The organism is Arthrobacter sp. 135MFCol5.1 (genome assembly GCF_000374865.1).
Classification (GTDB): Bacteria; Actinomycetota; Actinomycetes; order Actinomycetales; family Micrococcaceae; genus Arthrobacter.
The window spans coordinates 98,973-118,983 of sequence record NZ_KB895454.1 but is presented as its reverse complement, the minus strand read 5'-3'; the positions used below and the strand labels follow the sequence as shown (position 1 = coordinate 118,983).

17 protein-coding genes are annotated in these 20,011 nt (G+C 66.3%); 9 read left to right on the top strand and 8 right to left on the bottom strand.

What is annotated here, in order from left to right:
- The first annotated feature begins 153 nt into the window (after window positions 1–153).
- Genes C563_RS0106720 through C563_RS0106710 form a run of 3 tightly spaced genes read left to right on the top strand, consistent with a single transcriptional unit; the run spans window position 154 to window position 2,838 of the window.
- Window positions 154–1,122: an ABC transporter ATP-binding protein gene (locus tag C563_RS0106720; protein WP_026264455.1), complete on the top strand. Its 969-nt coding sequence runs from the start codon at window positions 154–156 to the stop codon at window positions 1,120–1,122.
- On the top strand, window positions 1,119–1,886 hold the full coding sequence (locus C563_RS0106715; protein ID WP_018761271.1) for an ABC transporter permease: 768 nt from the start codon (window positions 1,119–1,121) through the stop codon (window positions 1,884–1,886). Before C563_RS0106720 ends, C563_RS0106715 begins: the two co-directional genes overlap by 4 nt.
- A gap of 7 nt (window positions 1,887–1,893) precedes the next feature.
- Window positions 1,894–2,838: a COX15/CtaA family protein gene (locus tag C563_RS0106710; protein ID WP_018761270.1), complete on the top strand. Its 945-nt coding sequence runs from the start codon at window positions 1,894–1,896 to the stop codon at window positions 2,836–2,838.
- 91 nt (window positions 2,839–2,929) lie between these two features.
- On the opposite strand, the gene C563_RS0106705 is transcribed toward C563_RS0106710, so the two are convergent.
- Both C563_RS0106705 and C563_RS0106700 read right to left on the bottom strand, forming a co-directional pair.
- Window positions 2,930–5,197 (bottom strand): SulP family inorganic anion transporter, encoded by a 2,268-nt coding sequence (locus C563_RS0106705; protein WP_018761269.1) that lies wholly within the window; start codon window positions 5,195–5,197, stop codon window positions 2,930–2,932.
- Between the two features lie 219 nt (window positions 5,198–5,416).
- Window positions 5,417–6,376, bottom strand: coding sequence for a heme o synthase (locus C563_RS0106700; protein WP_018761268.1), 960 nt, complete (start codon window positions 6,374–6,376; stop codon window positions 5,417–5,419).
- Window positions 6,377–6,889: 513 nt separating this feature from the next.
- Between C563_RS0106700 and tkt the strand changes: the two genes are divergently transcribed.
- Genes tkt through pgl form a run of 6 tightly spaced genes read left to right on the top strand, consistent with a single transcriptional unit; the run spans window position 6,890 to window position 15,107 of the window.
- Complete coding sequence (tkt, locus tag C563_RS0106695; RefSeq protein WP_018761267.1) at window positions 6,890–9,007, top strand: transketolase; 2,118 nt, start codon at window positions 6,890–6,892, stop codon at window positions 9,005–9,007.
- Between the two features lie 25 nt (window positions 9,008–9,032).
- Entirely contained in the window at window positions 9,033–10,148 is a 1,116-nt protein-coding gene (gene tal, locus C563_RS0106690) for a transaldolase (protein ID WP_018761266.1), read from the top strand.
- Between the two features lie 6 nt (window positions 10,149–10,154).
- Window positions 10,155–11,786: a glucose-6-phosphate isomerase gene (locus tag C563_RS0106685; RefSeq protein ID WP_018761265.1), complete on the top strand. Its 1,632-nt coding sequence runs from the start codon at window positions 10,155–10,157 to the stop codon at window positions 11,784–11,786.
- Between the two features lie 15 nt (window positions 11,787–11,801).
- The gene (gene zwf / locus C563_RS0106680; RefSeq protein WP_026264452.1) at window positions 11,802–13,361 is read left to right on the top strand and encodes a glucose-6-phosphate dehydrogenase; all 1,560 of its coding nucleotides are present in this window, start codon (window positions 11,802–11,804) and stop codon (window positions 13,359–13,361) included.
- Entirely contained in the window at window positions 13,358–14,299 is a 942-nt protein-coding gene (locus tag C563_RS0106675) for a glucose-6-phosphate dehydrogenase assembly protein OpcA (protein WP_018761263.1), read from the top strand. Before zwf ends, C563_RS0106675 begins: the two co-directional genes overlap by 4 nt.
- On the top strand, window positions 14,289–15,107 hold the full coding sequence (pgl, locus tag C563_RS0106670; RefSeq protein ID WP_043423878.1) for a 6-phosphogluconolactonase: 819 nt from the start codon (window positions 14,289–14,291) through the stop codon (window positions 15,105–15,107). The genes C563_RS0106675 and pgl overlap by 11 nt, the downstream gene beginning before the upstream one ends.
- On the opposite strand, the gene C563_RS0106665 is transcribed toward pgl, so the two are convergent.
- The 6 genes from C563_RS0106665 to C563_RS0106640 form a co-directional block, all read right to left on the bottom strand.
- Window positions 15,060–15,455 carry an RNA polymerase-binding protein RbpA gene (locus tag C563_RS0106665; RefSeq protein WP_018761261.1) on the bottom strand — a complete coding sequence of 132 codons (396 nt, stop codon included), beginning with the start codon at window positions 15,453–15,455 and terminating at the stop codon, window positions 15,060–15,062. The genes pgl and C563_RS0106665 overlap by 48 nt on opposite strands.
- A 136-nt stretch (window positions 15,456–15,591) precedes the next feature.
- Window positions 15,592–15,849, bottom strand: a complete 258-nt coding sequence (secG, locus tag C563_RS0106660) for a preprotein translocase subunit SecG (RefSeq protein ID WP_018761260.1) — start codon at window positions 15,847–15,849, stop codon at window positions 15,592–15,594.
- 48 nt (window positions 15,850–15,897) lie between these two features.
- The gene (tpiA, locus tag C563_RS0106655) at window positions 15,898–16,713 is read right to left on the bottom strand and encodes a triose-phosphate isomerase (RefSeq protein ID WP_018761259.1); all 816 of its coding nucleotides are present in this window, start codon (window positions 16,711–16,713) and stop codon (window positions 15,898–15,900) included.
- Window positions 16,714–16,815: 102 nt separating this feature from the next.
- The gene (locus C563_RS0106650; protein WP_018761258.1) at window positions 16,816–18,042 is read right to left on the bottom strand and encodes a phosphoglycerate kinase; all 1,227 of its coding nucleotides are present in this window, start codon (window positions 18,040–18,042) and stop codon (window positions 16,816–16,818) included.
- Window positions 18,043–18,052: 10 nt separating this feature from the next.
- Window positions 18,053–19,063, bottom strand: coding sequence for a type I glyceraldehyde-3-phosphate dehydrogenase (gap, locus tag C563_RS0106645; protein ID WP_018761257.1), 1,011 nt, complete (start codon window positions 19,061–19,063; stop codon window positions 18,053–18,055).
- Window positions 19,064–19,322: 259 nt separating this feature from the next.
- Window positions 19,323–19,949 carry a superoxide dismutase gene (locus tag C563_RS0106640; protein WP_026264449.1) on the bottom strand — a complete coding sequence of 209 codons (627 nt, stop codon included), beginning with the start codon at window positions 19,947–19,949 and terminating at the stop codon, window positions 19,323–19,325.
- Window positions 19,950–20,011 lie beyond the last annotated feature (62 nt).

The following is a 20,011-nucleotide window of genomic DNA, read 5'->3' as shown; positions in this document are numbered from 1 at the left end:
TTTAGTCCACGACTCCAGTAAGGGCAGGCTGACCTTGGGTCCTGCCGGAATGTGACCGCGCGCTTCCCGTGCCACCCGGGAGTGCCGCCCGGCGCCGGACGCGCGAGCCGCAGCAAGGACGGCACTGAATACTACATCCCGTAGAATACTGTGGTGCGATCCCCCAAGTCCCCTGTCCTGTCCATTAATGGGCTCATCAAGGACGTAGGCCCCCTGTCCAACCTGGACGGAAAGATGCTTCGGGTGGTGAGCGGCGTTTCACTCATCGCCGAGCGGGGGGAAGTGACCGCGTTGCTGGGCGCCAACGGTGCCGGCAAGACAACCACCCTCGAATGCGCCCAAGGCCTGCAGAAACGCAGCGGCGGCAGCATCTCGCTGCTGGGCCAGGACCCGGCCGCGGCCGGGTCCGGCCTCCGCGCCCGCGTTGGCGTCATGCTCCAGGATGGCGGGCTCCCGCCGTCGGCAAGGCCACTGCCGCTGCTGCGGCACATCGCCGGCCTCTACGCCGACCCCTGGCCCCTTGAAGACCTGGTGGGCAGGCTGGGTATCGATACCTTCAGCCGGACCAGCGTCCGCAGGCTGTCCGGCGGCCAAAAGCAGCGCCTTGCCCTGGCCGCCGCCCTGATTGGCCGTCCCGAAGTACTGTTCCTCGACGAGCCAAGCGCCGGCCTGGATCCCCAGTCCCGCCAGCTGGTGTTCGACCTGATTGCCGAACTTCGCGACGGCGGCATGGGCATCATCCTCACGACACACCTGATGGACGATGCCCAGCGCCTTGCCGATTACGTCTACATCATCGACGGCGGCCGCAACGTGGCAGAGGGAACGGTCCAGGAACTGCTGCAGCGCAGCCCGGTGGCGGACCCGGGCGCCGAACACGTCCGGACCCTGGTCTTCGAGGCACCGGCCGGCCTGGACGTGGCCGCCGTGCTGCCCGCCGGCGTCGACGTCTCCGAAGCACGCGCCGGGAGCTACACGGTGACCGGCACCCTGACACCGCGCCATCTGGCCGCCCTGGCGCAGTGGTGGGAAGCGAAGGGAATCATGCCGGCCTCGATGAGCCTTCAGGCGCGTAGCCTTGAAGACGTCTTTTTGGATATCTCGGGAAAGGACATCCGATGAGCGCCGCAGCACCGCAGGAGCACCAGCAGCCCGCTCCCCTGCTTCGCCGCGTGCTGCTGCAGGGCAAGTACGAGGCACTGACGATGCTCCGGAACGGAGAACAGCTGATCCTTGCAGTGGTGCTTCCGCTCCTTGCCCTGGTTGGCCTGACGGTGACCCCGTTCCTGGACGGCATGGGCTCCAGCCGCGTGAACGTGGCGGTCCCCGGCATCCTGGCCCTCTGCGCGATGTCAACCGCCTTCACCGGCCAGGGCATCGCCACCGGGTTTGACCGCCGGTACGGCGTTCTGCGGTTCCTTTCCACCACGCCGCTCGGCCGTGGCGGCCTGATCGCCGGCAAGGTCCTTTCCGTCCTGGCCGTCCTCTGCCTGCAGGTGGTTGTGGTGGGCCTCGTGGCGCTGGCCCTGGGCTGGCAGCCGACGGCGGCCGGCTGGCTTCCCGGCCTGGGACTGCTGGCGCTTGGCGCCGCAGCCTTCACGTCGCTGGGGCTGCTGGTGGCCGGAACGGTGCGGCCGGAAGCGACCCTGGCCATCACCAACCTGCTGTGGATCCTCCTGGGCGCCATGGGCGGCATCGTCATCCCTGCCGAACGGCTGCCCGCCGCAGCCCAGGCCGTCATCCACTTCCTGCCCTCCGGCGCGCTCGGCGAATCCATGCGCGCCGCTTTCCTGGGCGGGGCCGTCAATGGCGGCGCCGCCCTCATCCTGCTGCTCTGGACCGTCATCGCCGGGGCCGCAGCCATCCGTTGGTTCAAGTGGAATTGAGAAAATCGTGACCACGGCTTCCCGCCTCCCCCAGCTCGCCAGCCGCCTGGCGTCCCGGCTGCCCCGCACCGTGGACGTCCGCGTCCGCCGCCTCGCTGTCGCGTCGCTGATTGGCCAGACACTCCTGGTGGTCACCGGCGGCGCCGTCCGGCTGACGGCGTCCGGGCTTGGCTGCCCCACGTGGCCGCGCTGCACTTCCGATTCGCTGGTGAACACCCCGGAAATGGGCATTCACGGTTTCATCGAATTCGGGAACAGGCTCCTGACGTTTGTCCTGGCCGCGGTTGCCGTGCTGTTGCTGGTGTACCTGTGGAACCTGCGGAAGGAACGCAAGGACCTCTTCCTGCTGGCCCTGGGCCTGCTGGCCAGCATCCCGGCGCAGGCCGTGATCGGCGGCATCACCGTGCTGACCAACCTCAACCCATGGGTGGTGGGCCTGCACTTCCTGGTGTCCATGGCCCTGGTGGTGTTCTCCACCTTGCTGGTGAACCGCGCTTTCGGCCGGACCGGCCGTTTCCTGGCGGCCCGGCCGGCCGTGCTCCCCGCTGTCCTGCGCCCGGTGACGGCCGCCGTCGCCCTCTTCTCTGCCGTGGCCGTCATGCTTGGCGTGGTGGTGACCGGGGCCGGGCCGCACGCCGGTGACGCCGACGCGCCCCGCAACAACCTCGACTGGGACCTTGTGTCGCACATCCATGCCGTACCCGCCTACCTGGTGACTGCCGGCACGGTGGTGGCCCTCGTCCTGGTGGTGCGCCGGCGGATCACCGGCCCGTTCCGGACCGCCGTGCTGGCCCTCCTCGGAGTCACGGTCCTGCAGGCTGTCATCGGGTTCACGCAGTACTACAACGGCATTCCCGCATTGCTGGTGGCGGCCCATATGCTCGGTGCCGCGTTGCTGATGGCCGCATCGACGAACGCCTGGGATCTCGCCCGCTCGAGCACAGCCACGTAGGTTCAGGCACCGCCACGAAGAAGGCGCCCCGGTCCGTCTATGGACCGGGGCGCCTTTCCTCTATTCGCAGGCCGTGCCGCAGGTGCCCGGACTAACCGGACGCCAAGGCGCCGTCCTGCAGCCTGGACCCGAGCGCCGGGTCGAGGTCCGCTATGCCGTCCGGCGTCACTTCGAGGACCCGCGCGGTGGCAATGTCGTAGAACAGGCCGGTTGCCTGGACCTGCCCGCCGGCCAGGGCCGGCCCCGCGTGCGGATGGTTGTGGAGCTTGCCCAGCTGCACGGCGACGTTGACCATCGCCAACTGGTCCACCGTGCTGTACCCGGCGGCGGCGGCCTGCCTCCCCACCGGGTGGCCCGCCAGCAGTTCGGCATGGCTTTGCCGGGCGTGCCCCAGCCAACGCCCGAACGCCGGGCCCAGGGAAGCGTGGTCCGCGCCGTCCGCCTCGGCGATCAGCGCCTTCATGGCGCCACAGTTTGAATGCCCGCAGATCACCAGCGACTTCACGCCCAGGCCCGTGACGGCGAAGGACAGGGCCGAGTCGATCGAGGAATCCTGGCCGTGGTTGCACACAACGTTGCCGATGTTCCGCAGGGTGAGCAGATCGCCCGGACCACTGCTGGTGATCAGGTTGGGGTTGACGCGCGAGTCAACGCAGGCCACGAACAGGCTGTCCGGGTTCTGCACTTCGGCCAGGTCGTGCACCAGGGGACGCACCTGGTCCGCGAACCGGCGGTGATACTTGTTGATTCCCTGCAGCAGGGATTCCTTCCGGGGTGGCAGCGGCAGCTCGCTGGCTTCTCCGCGGCGGGGCGATTGGTGGGCCGCGTCCCGGAACAGGGTGTTCCCGTGCTCTTCGAGGTTCACGGTGCCGCCTGTGGCCTGGTGCTGGACCTGCCAGGCCAGCAGGGCTTCGCGGAACGAATGGTCTACGTAGTCCGCATTCAGCTCCACCACGACGTCCACGGCGGCGGGGATTGACTGCAGCGTCCCGTTCAGCCGCGGCAGGGCGAAGAAGCTGCAGGATCCGGCAACGGTCACCCGCCAGGGCGACGACGCGGCGGCGGGCGGGTGGGCCTGGATCGGGGCGCGCAGGACCCGCCACAGCACGCACGCGGCGGCCAGGGCGAGCCCGATCATGACGCCCTCCAACAGGTTCAGGAAGACGACGCAGCCAAGGGTCACGGCGTAGATCAGGAGGTCACCGGTCCGCAGGCTGGTGCGGATATCGGCCACCTTGATCAGGCGTGCACCGATGACCACCAGCAGGCCGGCGAGGACGGCCAGGGGGATGAGCTGGATCAGTCCGGCGAAGAGCGCCGAGAAGGCGAGGACCCAGATGCCATGCAGCACGGCGGACGTGCGGGTGGCCGCGCCGGCTTCCACGTTGGTGGCGCTGCGGACGATCACACCCGTGACGGGAAGGCCGCCCAGTGATCCGGAGACGATGTTTGCGGCGCCTTGGCCGACGAGTTCCTTGTTGAGGTTGGTTCGCGGTCCGGTGTGCATTTTGTCCACTGCAACCGCGGAAAGGAGCGATTCGATGCTCGCGATCAGGGCCATGGTCAGGACTGCGAAAGCGAACGCCCGCCAGTTTCCGTCGGGAAGCTGCGGCAGGGCGATCGCATCGAAGATCGAACCGTCGAGGGAGATGCGTTCCACCCCCGGGGCAAAGGCGACCGCCAACGCGGTACCGGCGGCAACTGCTGCCAGCGGGCCGGGCACCCGGCGGACAATGGCGGGAAGGAACCGCCAACACAGCAGGATCACGATGACCGCCAGGCCCAGCAGGGCGGCATGCAGTTCCAGGTTGATAATGGCGGCGGGCAGTCCTGCGAGGTTCTCAAGCGCAGAGCCTGCGGGCCGCGATCCCAGCAGCACGTGCAGCTGCTGCAGGATGATGGTGACGCCGATGCCGGCGAGCATGGCTTTGACCACCACGGGGGAAACGGCCAGGGCTGCCCGGCCGACACGGCTGATGCCCAGCAGCAGCTGCACGACGCCGGCGGCCACGGTGATGGCGCACGTCACCTGCCAGCCGAACTCCTGCACCAGGCCGGCCACGACGACGGTCAGCCCGGCGGCGGGACCACTCACCTGAAGCGGCGAGCCGCCAAGGCTGCCGGCCACGATGCCGCCGATGGCGGCGGCGATCAATCCCGCCATGATCGGGGCACCGGATGCGGCCGCAATGCCAAGCGAGAGCGGGAGCGCGACGAGGAACACCACCAGTGAAGCGGGAATGTCGGCACCGAGATGGGAGGCAAACCCGGGGATGCCGGGTTTTTTCCGGAGCGGATTCCAGTTTCCACCCGGTGGGCTGTGGCTGGGAGCGGGGACGGCTGTGGGACGGGCTTCCATGGGCTCTTTCCTTTGCTTGCGGGAAGGGTCCGGTCCACCGTAAGCAGCTGGTCATGTTCAATGACAGTCAACGTGACAGATATGACAAAGATGTCATATTGTTCGCCAAGGCAACGAATCAGTGGCTTACCCCACGCTTGCCGCCCAACAAGGCTCAACAACAAAAAGCGGCCCCCACCGTGAGGTGGGGGCCGCCGGCAGGTTGGAGCGGCGTTTCAGCTAGCCGCCTGCCACCGCCCGGCCGATGAAGGGATCGACGGCGAGGGCGATAAAGAGCAGGGTCAGGTAGCTGATGGAGCCGTGGAACACTTTCATGGCCCGCTTGTCGGGGATGTCCTCCCGCTGCGCACGCGCATACAGGGCATGGGATTCATAAAGGAACCATGCGCCCGCCAGGACGGCGGTGGCCGTGTAGACCCAACCGGCACCGCCTGCGGGAATCATCAGCAGCGAGCAGGCGACCATGGCCCAGGCATAGAGGACAACCTGGACGGAAACCACCTTGGCGCCGGCGATGGCGCCGAGCATCGGGACATTGGCGTTGCGGTAGTCCTCGCCGTAGCGCATGGACAGCGGCCAGTAGTGCGGCGGTGTCCACAGGAAGATCACCATGAAGAGGATGACCGCCGGCCACTCCACCGAATTGGTCACCGCAGCCCAGGCAATCAGGACCGGGAAGCACCCTGCCGCGCCGCCCCACACAATGTTCTGTGCGGTACGGCGCTTCAGGATCATGGTGTAGACCACCACGTAGAAGAAGATGGCGCCCAGGCCGAGCCAGGCTGACAGCGGGTTGGCACCAAACCAGAGGATCACGATCGCCGCCGCACCCAGCAGCCACGAGAAGACCAGCGCTTCGCGGGGCGTGACTTCGCCCGTCACCAGCGGCCGGTTTTCGGTGCGGTGCATCAGCTTGTCGATATCCCGGTCGATGTAGCAGTTGAATGCCCCGGCACTTCCGGCGGCGAAGGCGCCCCCCACCAGGGTGGCAAGGATCAGGCCGATGGGCGGGAAGCCCCGCTCGGCGTAGATCATGGTGGGCAGGGTGCTCACCAGGAGCAGTTCGATCACGCGGGGCTTGGTGAGGGCGAGATACGCCTTTGCCTTGCGGGCATACCCGGCGCCGGAGGCCCGGGATGCGTTTAGCGGCGTATCTGTTGTGCTCACGGTGGCAGTCACCCGTTCTGTGTGGCAGTTGAGGCTGGCTGTGCAGCTCCGGTCGTGCGGCCCCGCCCCGGGCATGGCACGACGAAAAGAAATTGCCATGTGCCTGCATCTGCCGGGAGACTCCGGCTGCAGTGGTGCCCACCGGTGTTGGCCTCCGAATATCATACCGTGCCGGCACCCCCGTCCGGGGCCTGCCCTATGCGCAGTTGATCGCTCGCAGGCCCATTCGAGCAGATTAACTCAGCCTTCCGCCGGAGCCTTTCACAAAAGGGGAAATTGCGTCCAAAACGTGAGATTCGGGCCGCCCGGACTATGGATAAGAGCTAAGCTGTCACCAGATCAGCACGCAGCAAGTAAGCGGTGGAAAACGCATTCCCACTTGCTGTTCGTGACTGAATGCAAAGATCAACGTTTCGATGGTGAACGGCTGGTACACACCAAAGCGGCGCCACAGAGCGCGCCCTTAGCCGGATCCGGTGTACCACTGCCACCAGCACAGAGAGGGGCCCGGTTTTCGTGCCACATTTGGAAGAGCAAGAACTGTCATGGACCAGCCTGGACCAGCGCGCCGTGGATACCATCCGCGTGCTGGCAGCGGATGCCGTAGAAAAGGTGGGCAACGGCCACCCGGGTACGGCGATGAGCCTGGCCCCGGCCGCGTACCTTCTTTTCCAGAAGCTGATGCGCCACGATCCGCGTGATCCGCACTGGCTGGGCCGCGACCGCTTCATCCTGTCCCCCGGCCACACCTCCCTCACGCTCTACATCCAGCTGTTCCTTTCCGGCTATGGGCTGGAACTGAAGGACCTGGAAGCGCTCCGCACCTGGGGTTCACTCACCCCGGGCCACCCTGAGTACAAGCACACGGCCGGCGTGGAAATCACTACCGGCCCGCTGGGCCAGGGCTTGGCGTCCTCCGTGGGCTTTGCCTACTCGCAGCGCCGCCAGCGCGGTCTTTTTGACGCCGACGCTCCCGCGGGCGAATCGCCGTTCGACCACACCATCTGGGTTATCGCCTCCGACGGCGACCTCCAGGAAGGCGTGACCTCCGAGGCATCCTCGCTTGCCGGCCACCAGGAGCTTGGCAACCTCGTGGTGATCTACGACGAGAACCACATTTCCATCGAGGACGACACCGACATCGCGTTCACCGAGGATGTCCTGAAGCGCTACGAGGCCTACGGCTGGCACACCCAGCGCGTGGACTGGACCCGTACGGGCGAATACAAGGAAGACGTCCAGGAGCTCTACTCGGCCCTGCTCGCCGCGAAGGCCGAAACCTCCAAGCCGTCAATCATCTCGCTGCGCACCGTCATCGGCTACCCGGCACCCAAGAAGCAGAACACCGGCAAGATTCACGGCTCGGCCCTGGGCGCCGAGGAAGTCGCCGCGCTGAAGGAAGTCCTGGGCTTCGACCCCGCCAAGTCCTTCGACGTGGACCAGGAAGTGCTCGAACACGCCCGTGCGGTGGTTGAACGCGGCGCTGCCGAACACAAAGAGTGGGAAGAGTCGTTCAACGCCTGGCAGGCAGCCAACCCGGAAGGGGCAGCACTGCTGCAGCGCATCGAAGCCCGCGAACTTCCCGAGGGCATCGACGACGCCCTGCCGGTGTTCCCCGCAGGCAAGGACGTTTCCACCCGCGCGGCGTCCGGCAAGGTCCTCAATGCGCTGGGCCCGGTCATGCCCGAACTCTGGGGCGGCTCCGCCGACCTCGCCGAGTCCAACAACACCACCATCGAGGGCTCGCCGTCCTTCGTGCCGGCCTCCAAGCAGACCGACGCGTGGTCCGGCAACCCGTACGGCCGGGTGCTGCACTTCGGCATCCGCGAGCACGCTGCCGCGTCGATCGTCAACGGCATCAGCCTGGCAGGAAACACCCGGGCGTTCTCGGGCACCTTCCTGATCTTCAGCGACTACCAGCGGCCCGCCATCCGCCTCGGCGCCCTGATGGGTGTGCCGTCCCTGTACGTCTGGACGCACGACTCCATCGGCCTGGGCGAGGACGGCCCCACCCACCAGCCGGTGGAACAGCTGGCCTCACTGCGCGCCATCGTGGGACTGGACGTGGTCCGCCCCGGCGACGCCAACGAGGTTGCTGCCGCCTGGAAGACCATGCTGGAAAACCACGCCAACCCCGCAGGCATCGTCCTGACCCGCCAGAACATCCCCACGTGGGAACGCGGTGCGGGCGACGCCGACGGCGACACCTTCGGTTCCACGGCCGGGGTTGCGAAGGGCGGCTACGTCCTGGCCGAGGCTTCGAAAGACGGCGCCACGGTACCTGCCGACGTGATCCTCATTGCCACCGGTTCCGAGGTCCAGCTGGCCGTCCAGGCACGCGAAGCGCTGCAGGCCGGCGGTATCGCCGCCCGCGTCGTCTCCATGCCGTGCGTCGAGTGGTTCAAGAAGCAGGATGCCGCCTACCGCGAATCCGTCCTGCCGGCCGCCGTCAAGGCACGCGTCTCGGTTGAAGCCGGACTGGCCTTGGGCTGGCGGGAATTCGTCGGCGACGCCGGCCGTTCCATCAGCCTCGAGCACTACGGCGCTTCCGCCGACTACAAGCGCCTTTTCCAGGAATTCGGCATCACGGCAGAAGCAGTTGCTGCCGCCGCCAAGGATTCCCTCTCCAGCCTCCAGGGCTAAACCTCATCTTTTAGGAGATACAGAAATGACTACTCCCACCCAGCAGCTCTCCGACGCCGGAGTCTCCATCTGGCTCGACGACCTCTCCCGCGGACGCCTGGAAACCGGCACCCTCCGCAAGCTCATTGAAGAGAAGAACGTGGTTGGCGTGACCACCAACCCATCCATCTTCCACGCAGCCATCACCTCCGGCACGGACTACGACGCCATCATTGCCGGCAAGGCCGCAGAGGGCGCCAGCGTGGAAGACACGATCTTCGAGATCACCACCACCGACGTCGCCGACGCCTGCGACCTCTTCGCCCCGGTGGCCGCAGCCACCAAGGGCGTCGACGGCCGCGTGTCCATCGAAGTCGACCCCCGCCTGGCCTGGGACACCGCAGGCACCATCGCCGAGGCCAAGCACCTCTACCAGCGGGTCAACAAGGACAACGTCCACATCAAGATCCCGGCAACCCTGGAAGGCCTCGAGGCCATAACCGCCACCCTGGCCGAGGGCATCAGCGTCAACGTAACGCTGATCTTCTCGCTGGAGCGTTACCGCGCGGTCATCAACGCCTTCCAGTCCGGCCTGGAGCAGGCCAAGGAGAATGGCCACGACCTCGCGAAGATCCACTCCGTGGCCTCGTTCTTTGTCTCCCGGGTGGACACCGAGATCGACAAGCGCCTGGACAAGATCGGCACCGACGAAGCCAAGGCACTGAAGGGCAAGGCCGGCGTTGCCAACGCCCGCCTTGCCTACCAGGTCTACGAGGAACTCTTCTCGACTGAGCGGTGGGCACTGCTCGCCGGGGCCGGGGCACTCCCCCAGCGTCCGCTGTGGGCCTCCACCGGCGTGAAGGACCCGGCGTACCCCGACACCCTCTACGTCACCGAACTTGTCGCTCCCGGCGTCGTCAACACCATGCCGGAGAAGACCCTGGACGCCACCTTCGACCACGGCGTGGTCACCGGTGATACGGTCACCGGCACGTACGCCGAGGCGAACGCCACCCTCGACGCCCTGGAAAAGCTCGGCATCTCCTACAACGATGTCGTCGCCCTGCTCGAAACCGAAGGCCTGGACAAGTTCGTGGCCAGCTGGAAAGAACTGCTGGCCGACGTCGAAGGTGCCCTCGCCTCAGCACGGAAGGCCTCCTAACACACAATGAGCACACTCAGCTTCGACGCCACCGGCGCTGCCCAGCAAGCCCTGGACCAGCACCTTCCCGCCCTGGTAAATGACCGGATCGCCACCCGGATCTTCGCGAAGGACCACACCCTGTGGGGTCCTGATGCGGAGTCGGAGTCGGCCATCCGCCTCGGCTGGGTGGAGGCGGCCACCGTTTCACAATCCTTGGTCAAGGACATCCTGGAACTCCGCGACGCCCTGCGCGCCGAAGGCGTCACCCGGATCGTGCTTTGCGGCATGGGCGGATCCTCGCTGGCCCCCGAGGTTATCGCAGGCACGGCCGGCGTCGAGCTGACGGTGCTGGACAGCACGGACCCCGACCAGGTCCGTGCTGCCCTTGAAGACCGGCTGGCCGAGACCGCAATCGTGGTCTCGTCCAAGTCCGGTTCCACCCTGGAAACCGACTCACAGCGCCGCATCTTCGAGCAGGCCTTCACCGAGGCCGGCCTGGACGCCAAGAGCCGGATCATCATCGTGACCGATCCCGGTTCCCCGCTGGACAAGTCGTCCCGCGAAACCGGCTACCGCGCGGTGTTCAACGCCGATCCGAACGTCGGCGGACGCTACTCGGCGCTGACGGCGTTCGGACTGGTGCCCTCAGGCCTGGCCGGGGTTGATATCCAGGCCTTCCTGGATGAGGCCGAGGAAGCCGCCGAGGTCCTCAATGACGACGCCCCCGAAAACATCGGCCTCGCCCTGGGCGCCGCCCTCGGCGGTACCAGCCCGCTGCGGAACAAGATCGTCATTGCCGAGGACGGCTCCGGCATCGTTGGCTTCGCCGACTGGGCCGAGCAGCTCATCGCTGAATCGACGGGCAAGCTGGGGACGGGCATCCTGCCTGTCGTGGCGGGTCCCAACGCGCCCGAGGTGACCTCCGGCGCGCCGGACGTCCTGGTGGTGCGGCTGGTAGCCGCGGATGCCGACGTCGAACTCGGAGACAACCAGGTGGCCATCGCAGGAGGCCTCGCCACCCAGATGATGGTGTGGGAGTTCGCCACCGCCGTTGCGGGCCGGCTGCTGGGCATCAACCCCTTCGACCAGCCTGACGTGGAAGCCGCCAAGGTGGCTGCCCGGGGGCTGCTGGATGCCCAGCCGGAGCCGACCCCTGCCGCTTTCGTGGACGGTGCCATCGAGGTCCGGGGCGGCGACTGGCTCGGCGGCGCCACCACCGCCGCCGAAGCCGTCAAAGCACTCCTTGGCACGCTCGCTGCCGACAGCTACCTGAGCGTCCAGGCGTACTTCGACCGCCTGGCCTTTTCAGGCCTTGAAGGAATCCGTGACGAGCTCGCCGCGGCTTCCGGCCGGCCGGTGACGTTCGGCTGGGGCCCGCGCTTCCTGCACTCCACCGGGCAGTTCCACAAGGGCGGCCCCGCGATCGGCGTCTTCCTGCAGGTCACCGCTGCGGCGGCCGAGGACCTCGCGATCCCGGACCGGCCGTTCAGCTTCGGCGAGCTCATTGCCGCCCAGGCTGCAGGCGACGCCCAGGTCCTGGGCCAGCACGGCCGGCCCGTGCTGCGCCTCCACCTCACCGACCGTGCCGCCGGTGTGGCGCAGCTGCAGGACCTTGTCGCAGCGCTGTCCACCCGCGCATCCGCAACCGAGAGCTAAGGCGCAGAAGCAACCATGCCAGAAACTGAATACGGCAGGAAGGGCGCGGGCCGCGGGCGTAATCCGTTGCGCGACCCGCGTGACCGCCGTTTGAACCGGATTGCCGGTCCTTCGTCGCTTGTCCTCTTCGGGGTGACAGGCGACCTTGCCCGGAAGAAGCTCATGCCGGCGGTGTATGACCTCGCCAACCGCGGGTTGTTGCCTCCCAGCTTTGCGCTGGTGGGATTCGCCCGCCGTGAGTGGGACAAGGAGGACTTCGCCGCCGAGGTGAAGGCCTCCGTGCAGGAGCACGCGCGCACACCGTTCGATGAGGCGGTCTGGAACCAGCTGTCCGAGGGCATCCGGTTTGTCCAGGGCGAGTTCGACGACGACGCCGCGTTCGAGCGCCTCGGCGAGACGATCAAGGAGCTCGACGACGTCCGCGGCACCCGCGGGAACCACGCGTTCTATCTGTCGATCCCGCCCAAGGCGTTCGAGCAGGTGTGCCGGCAGCTCTCCAAGCACGGCCTGGCGCAGGCTGACGGGGACAAGTGGCGGCGGGTGGTGATCGAGAAACCGTTCGGCCATGACCTGGAATCGGCGCGGCAGCTTAACGACATTGTCGAGTCCGTCTTCCCGCCGGACGCCGTGTTCCGGATCGATCACTACCTGGGCAAGGAGACGGTCCAGAACATCCTGGCACTGCGTTTCGCGAACCAGCTGTTCGAACCGCTGTGGAACGCCAACTACGTGGACCATGTCCAGATCACCATGGCCGAGGACATCGGCACCGGTGGCCGGGCCGGGTATTACGACGGTGTGGGTGCGGCCCGCGACGTCATCCAGAACCACCTCCTCCAGTTGCTGGCACTGACGGCTATGGAAGAACCGATCTCCTTCAATGCCGATGACCTGCGGGCGGAGAAGGAAAAGGTCCTCGCCGCGGTCAAGCTCCCGGACGATCTCTCCACGCACTCCGCGCGCGGCCAGTTCACCGGTGGATGGCAGGGCGGCGAGCAGGTCCAGGGCTATCTGGAAGAGGAAGGCATCCCCGCCGACTCCACCACGGAGACCTATGCGGCGATCCGGGTGGACATTCACACCCGCCGCTGGTCCGGGGTTCCGTTTTACCTGCGTGCGGGCAAGCGCCTGGGCCGCCGCGTCACCGAGATTGCCGTGGTCTTCAAAAGAGCCCCGAACCTGCTCTTCCGCGACCATGGCGAGGACGACTTCGGGCAGAACGCCGTGGTGATCCGGGTCCAGCCCGACGAGGGCGTAACCATCCGGTTCGGTTCCAAGGTCCCCGGCACCCAGATGGAAGTCCGTGACGTGACCATGGACTTCGGCTACGGGCACTCGTTCACCGAGTCGAGCCCCGAAGCGTACGAGCGGCTGATCCTGGACGTTCTGCTTGGTGAGCCGCCGTTGTTCCCGCGCCATCAGGAAGTGGAGCTGTCCTGGAAGATCCTGGACCCGTTCGAGGAATACTGGGCCACCCTGGCCGAACAGCCCGAACCCTATGCCCCCGGCTCCTGGGGCCCGGCCAGCGCCGATGAGCTGCTGGCCCGCGACGGACGAACCTGGAGAAGGCCATGATCGTAAACCTGCCCGATACCACCACCTCGAAGGTATCCAAGAAGCTCATGTCCCTGCGCGAGCAGGGCGGGGTGATCGCCCTGGGCCGGGTCCTCACCCTCGTGGTGGTGACCAAGTCCGGGCTTGAGGAAGAAGCCATTGAGGCCGCAAATGACGCCAGCCGGGAACACCCCTGCCGGATCATCGTCCTGGCCGACGCCGGAAAGGACGCCGAGGACCGGCTCGACGCGCAGATCCGCGTGGGCGGGGATGCCGGCGCATCCGAGGTCATCGTGCTCCGCGGCTACGGCCAGCTCGCGCACGAGTCCGAATCCCTGGTGGCCGCCCTGCTGCTCCCGGATGCCCCGATAGTGGCCTGGTGGCCGCATGGGGCACCGGAAAACGCGTGCGAGACCTCCATCGGCGCGATCGCGCACCGCAGGATCACGGACTCTGCCAACGAACCGGACCCGCAGGCAGCACTGGAACGGATCCACCACACCTACAAAGCCGGTGACACCGATCTCGCCTGGACCCGGCTGACCAACTGGCGGATCCAGCTGGCCGCGGCACTGGACGAAGTCGATTCCTCCCCCGTCACCGCGGTCGCGGTCGAAGGCGCTTCGGACTCACCGTCCACCATCCTGCTCGCGGCATGGCTCACGCTCACCCTGGACGCGCCCGTGACCATCGTCGCGGACCCGGCCGGGACCGGGATCCGCCGCGTCCGCCTCAGCCGGCCCGGCGGCGACGTGCAGCTCTTCCGCCCCGGACTCTCGGTCGCCGAACTCACCCAGCCCGGCCAGCCGGCCCAACGGATCACCCTCCCCCGACGCAGCCTCCGCGACTGCCTCGCCGAGGAGCTGCGCCGGCTGGACCCGGACGAAGTGTTTGGCGAAGTGATTACTATTGGACTGCCACGTACCAATCTAAGGAGCGTCCGACCCAGTGAGCGTTGACCCCAGAGTAAGCATCCATCCTGATTCGTCTGTCCTCATGGCCGCCATCGCGGCCCGCCTGATCACCAAGCTCGTTGATGTGCAGGACAAGTACGGCGAAGCCACAGTGGTGCTCACCGGGGGGACCGTGGGGATCGGTACGCTGAAGGCAGTGGCCGATTCCCCGGCGGCGCCCGCCGTCGACTGGTCCAAGGTCAACTTCTGGTGGGGTGACGAACGCTTCGTTGGTACCGCGGACCCGGACCGGAACACCAAGCAGGCGTACGATGCCCTGCTCTCGCACATTCCGGTGGACCCGGAACGGGTCCACTCCCCGGGTTCCGCGGACGAGTTCGGCACCGCCGAGGAGGCGGCCGAAGACTATGCGCGGCAACTCAGGGACGCTGCAGCGGCCGAACATGCAGCCGACATGTCCGATGACCGCCCGGAGGAGCCGTCAACGCTGCCACGCCTCGACGTAGTGCTCCTGGGCGTCGGCCCCGACGCCCACATCGCGTCCTTGTTTCCTGAGCAAGCCGGCATCAGGGAAAAGAACCTCACAGTGGTGGGCGTCCGCAACTCGCCCAAGCCGCCGCCGCTGCGCATTTCACTGACCCTGCCAGCCATTAATACGGCGTCAGAAGTCTGGATGGTGGTGGCCGGAGAGGACAAGGCCGGGGCGGTAGGGCTTGCCCTTGCCGGCGCCAACCCGGTCCAGGTACCTGCCGCCGGACCGCGCGGTACGTCCCGCACCCTGTGGCTGATTGACGAGAACGCCGCCTCACGTGTCCCGCAGCAACTCGTCCGAAAAGACGCCGCGGGCGCGTAGCTTTTCCAGCGCTCCGGCCAGGACGTCTTCCGCGTCCCGGTCGGAGCGCCGCTCTTTAACGTATTCCAGGTGGCTTTTGTATCCGTCGTCGAACGGATCAGCCAAGGCGGCCGCCTGGCCGTCACGGGAGGCGGGACCCCCGCAGCGGCGGCAGTCCCAGGTCACGGGAATCTGGTCCTCGGGGAGCTTAAGGAAGACTGGCTGGGTCTCGTGTCCCTTCGCGCACCAGTAGGACACCCGGATGCGAGGGAGGGGCTGGGCGGAAGAATCGGTGGACTGCAGGCTCGATCCGGACCCTGCCGTCACCCCGGCGCGGGTCCCCCGAAAGCCCGATGCTGGATGGACCATGACATCTCCTGCCTCGAAGCGGATGGCCGGTTTCGGCAGCTTTAACGCAACTGTGGCCGCCGGTAAACCGACAGCCACAGTTTAGATGCCCGATCCGGGCAGCGGGAGGGCCTCAGGACCCTAGTCAGCGGGACCCTTAGGAGTCGCCACCGCCGCTGAACCGCATAATCAGGCCGAGGGCAATGATTACCACGCCCCACGTAACGCCCAAGACGATGGTGAAACGGTTGAGGTTTCGTTCGGCTACCCCGGAGGAGCTCAGGCCCGAGCTCATGCCGCCGCCGAACATGTCGGAAAGCCCGCCGCCGCGACCCTTGTGCAAGAGGATCAGCAGCGTCAGCAGGAGGCTGGTGATGCCCAGGAGGATCTGCAGGATGACATGAAGAACGTCCACGACGGCCTTTCGGAAGTTGGGATGGCGGGAGTTTGTACTGGCGCCGGACTAGTCCGTGACCAGGTGGCTCTCGAACCTGACAATATTAGCAAACTCGGCAGGATCAAGGCTGGCACCGCCCACCAGGACCCCGTCCACGTCGCGCTCCTGCAGGATGGCGGCGGCATTGTTGGCCTTGACCGAACCGCCGTACAGCAGGCGGGTCTTGGCGGCAACGTCCGCACCGAAGAGGCTGCCGAGCTCCGCCCGGATCGCAGCGCACATTTCCTGCGCATCCTCGGGGCCCGCGACCTCGCCGGTGCCAATCGCCCAGACGGGCTCGTAGGCGACCACCAGTTCGGCGGCCTGGTCGTTGGTGAGCCCTGCAACTCCGGCGCGGAGCTGCTGGAGCGTGTGTTCCACATGGGTTCCCGCCTGGCGGATTTCCAGGCCCTCCCCGACGCACAGGACCGGAGTGACCCCATGCTTGAAAGCCGCCTTGACCTTGGCGTTCAGGACGTCGTCGGACTCGTTGTGGATGGTACGGCGTTCGCTGTGGCCCACCAGGACGTAGGTGCAGCCAAGCTTGGCGAGGAATTGGCCGGAGATGTCGCCGGTGTAGGCTCCGGAGTCGAACTGGGAAAGGTCCTGGCCGCCGTAGGCCACCTGCAGGTCATCGCCCTGGACCAGAGTCTGGACGCCGCGGAGGTCCGTGAATGGCGGGAAAACGGCGACCTCGACCCGGCTGTAGTCGTGCTTGGCATCGGAGAGGGTCCAGGCCAGCTTCTGCAGGAGGGTGATGCCCTGCACGTGGTCCATGTTCATTTTCCAGTTGCCCGCGATGAAGGGCTTGCGGTCGAAGGCGCCGTTCGTTGACGTAGTCACGTGATCTCCATAAAAGTCTTGATATGTGTGCGGCCGGCAGGCTGCCGCGGGCAACCTGCCGGCCGGAGGACTGTTCAGTCCGATACTGCTGTGGCAGTTGTGCTACCGGTCCAGGACGCTGAGGCCGGGAAGCTCCTTGCCTTCAAGGTATTCCAGGCTTGCACCGCCGCCAGTGGAAATATGGCCGAACTGGTCGTCTGCGAATCCCAGCGTACGCACCGCAGCCGCGGAGTCGCCGCCGCCCACGACGGTGAAACCCCCGGTTTCCGTCAGCGCCTGCGCGATGGCGCGGGTGCCGGCGGAGAACGCCTCGAATTCGAAGACGCCCATGGGACCGTTCCAGAAGACCGTGCGGGCTCCCTTGATGCGCTCCGCGAACGCGGCAGCGGTGTTGGGGCCGATATCCAGGCCGATGCCGCTGGCACCGAAGCTGCTGCCTTCGATGGCCTCCGCCGGCACCGTTTCGTGCGCGGCGTCGGCAGCAAACTTCTCTGCCACCACGACGTCCGTGGGCACGACAAACTCGGTACCCGCATCCGCGGCCCGCTTGAGGTAGTCCTGGACCACGGGGATCTGGTCTTCCTCCAGGAGGCTGGAGCCCACCTTGTGACCGGACGCTGCCAGGAAGGTGAACAGCATGCCGCCGCCCACCAGGATGGTGTCGGCTTTGCCAAGCAGGTTGTCAATGACCGCAAGCTTGTCGGAGACCTTGGAACCGCCGAGCACCACGACGTAGGGACGCTGGGTGTCGGTGGTCAGCTTCCGAAGGACTTCCACCTCCGTACGGACCAGGTCGCCCTGGTATGACGGCAACCGGGTGGCGACGTCATAGACGCTGGCGTGCTTGCGGTGGACGGCGCCGAAGGCATCGTCCACGTAAGCGCCGTTGTCTCCGGTGAGTGCCACGAGTTCGTCGGCGAAGGCGCCGCGTTCGGCGTCGTCCTTGCTGGTCTCCCGGGAGTCGAAGCGGACGTTCTCCAGGACCAGCACTTCGCCGTCCTGCAGGGCGGCAGCAGCCTCCTTGGCGGCACCACCCACGGTGTCAGCTGCCAGGGTGACCTTGAAGTCCGCCAGCTCGGCGAGGCGGTCCACGGCGGGGCGAAGGGAATACTTGTCCTCCGGGGCGCCCTTGGGGCGTCCGAGGTGGGCTGTTACCAGCACGCGGGCACCGGCGTCCGTGAGCTTTGACAGCACTGGAAGTGAGGCCTTGATGCGGCCGTCGTCAGTGACTGTAGAGCCGTCGAGCGGCACATTCAGGTCACTTCGAACCAGAATGTACCGCCCGCGGACACCTTCAGCGATCAGTTCGTTGAGGGTGTGAGATGTCATGTGTCTAACCCTAGCCCAGCTTGGATGCCACGAGCTCCGTGAGGTCGACGAGGCGGTTGGAGTAGCCCCATTCGTTGTCGTACCAGGAAACAACCTTGACCTGGTTGCCGATGACCTTGGTCAGGCCGGCGTCGAAGATCGAGGACGCGGGGTCGCCAACGATGTCGGAGGAGACGATGGGCTCGTCCGTGTAGGTCAGGAAGCCCTGCAGTTCCTCGGACTCCGAGGCGCGCTTGAGGGCGGCGTTGACTTCCTCCACGGTGGTCTCGCGGGAGACGGTGACGGTGAGGTCGGTGGCGGAGCCGGTGGGCACGGGGACGCGGATGGCGTAACCGTCCAGTTTGCCCTTGAGCTCGGGGAGGACAAGGCCGATTGCCTTGGCGGCGCCGGTGGAGGTGGGGACCATGTTGATGGCCGCAGCACGCGCACGGCGCAGGTCCTTGTGCGGGCCGTCCTGCAGGTTCTGGTCCGCGGTGTAGGCGTGCACGGTGGTCATGAGTCCACGCTCAATGCCGAATTCGTCGTTGACCACCTTGGCCAGCGGGCCGAGGCAGTTGGTGGTGCAGGAGGCGTTGGAGATGATGTTGTGCGTGGCGTTGTCGTAGAGCTTGTCGTTGACGCCCATCACAATGGTGATGTCTTCGTCCGAGGCCGGAGCTGAGATCAGGACCTTCTTGGCGCCTGCATCGATGTGCTTCTGGGCGTCTGCTGCCTTGGTGAAGAACCCGGTGGATTCGATCACGATGTCCACGCCCAGTTCGCCCCAGGGGAGCTTGGCGGGATCGCGTTCGGCCAGGACCTTGACGACGTTGCCGTTGACGACGATGTTGCCGTCCTTGACCTCGATGGTCTCCTTCAGGCGTCCGCCGACGGAGTCGTACTTGAACAGGTGGGCCAGGGCTTCGGGGCTGGTGAGGTCGTTGACGGCAACGATCTCCAGGTCCGCGCCTTGTGCAAGTGCTGCGCGGAAGTAGTTGCGGCCAATGCGGCCGAAGCCGTTGATACCAATACGGGTCGTCACTTTTACAGTCTCCTTGGTGCTTTGAGAAGCACTACTAGTTGAGCGGGCGTTCAAGCCAACTAACAGATCCCGCACGCCATTGGGCAGAGATGATTAACACGGAGGGCGACCAGCCTCATTGCTGAAGGCTAACCGCCTTCCGTGACCCATCTTACGTTTAACTGGGTCCGCCCCCGCAAGTGCGGGGGCGGACCATCCACATCCCGGCCGGTTTAAGTCAGAATGTGAAGTTTGTTACATCGATGTATAACGCAGCTCACTACGGGAGGGTGATGAGTCCCGTGGCGTTGGCGCGTGCAGCCTCGAAGCGCTGGGCGACGTCGGCCCAGTTGACGATGTTCCAGAATGCCTTGACGTAGTCGGCCTTGACGTTGACGTAGTCCAGGTAGAAGGCGTGCTCCCACATGTCCAGCATCAGCAGCGGCGTGGTGCCCAAGGCAACGTTCCCCTGCTGGTCGTACAGCTGCTCGATGACCAGGTTTCCACCGATGGGTTCGTAGGCCAGGAAGCCCCAGCCCGAGCCCTGCAGGCCCAGTGCCGCGGCGCTGAACTGGGCGCGGAACGCATCGAAGGAACCGAACGCGTCGTCGATGGCAGCTGCCAGCTCGCCTTCGGGCTTGTCGCCGCCGTCCGGGGACAGGTTGTTCCAGAAGACCGAGTGGTTGATGTGGCCGCCGGTGTGGAACGCGAGGTCCTTGGAGAGACGGTTGATGTTGGCGAAGTCGCCCTTTTCCCGTGCTTCGGCAAGCTGAGCCAGTGCGTTGTTGGCGCCGGTGACATAGGCTGCGTGGTGCTTGCTGTGGTGCAGCTCCATGATCCGCGCAGAGATGTGCGGCTCAAGGGCGGCGTAGTCGTACTTGAGTTCGGGCAATACGTACTCAGTCACAAAATCCTCCAATATCGTGGACACGCGGTCCGGTTGGTGACTCTCGGATTGTGCATCCGGGC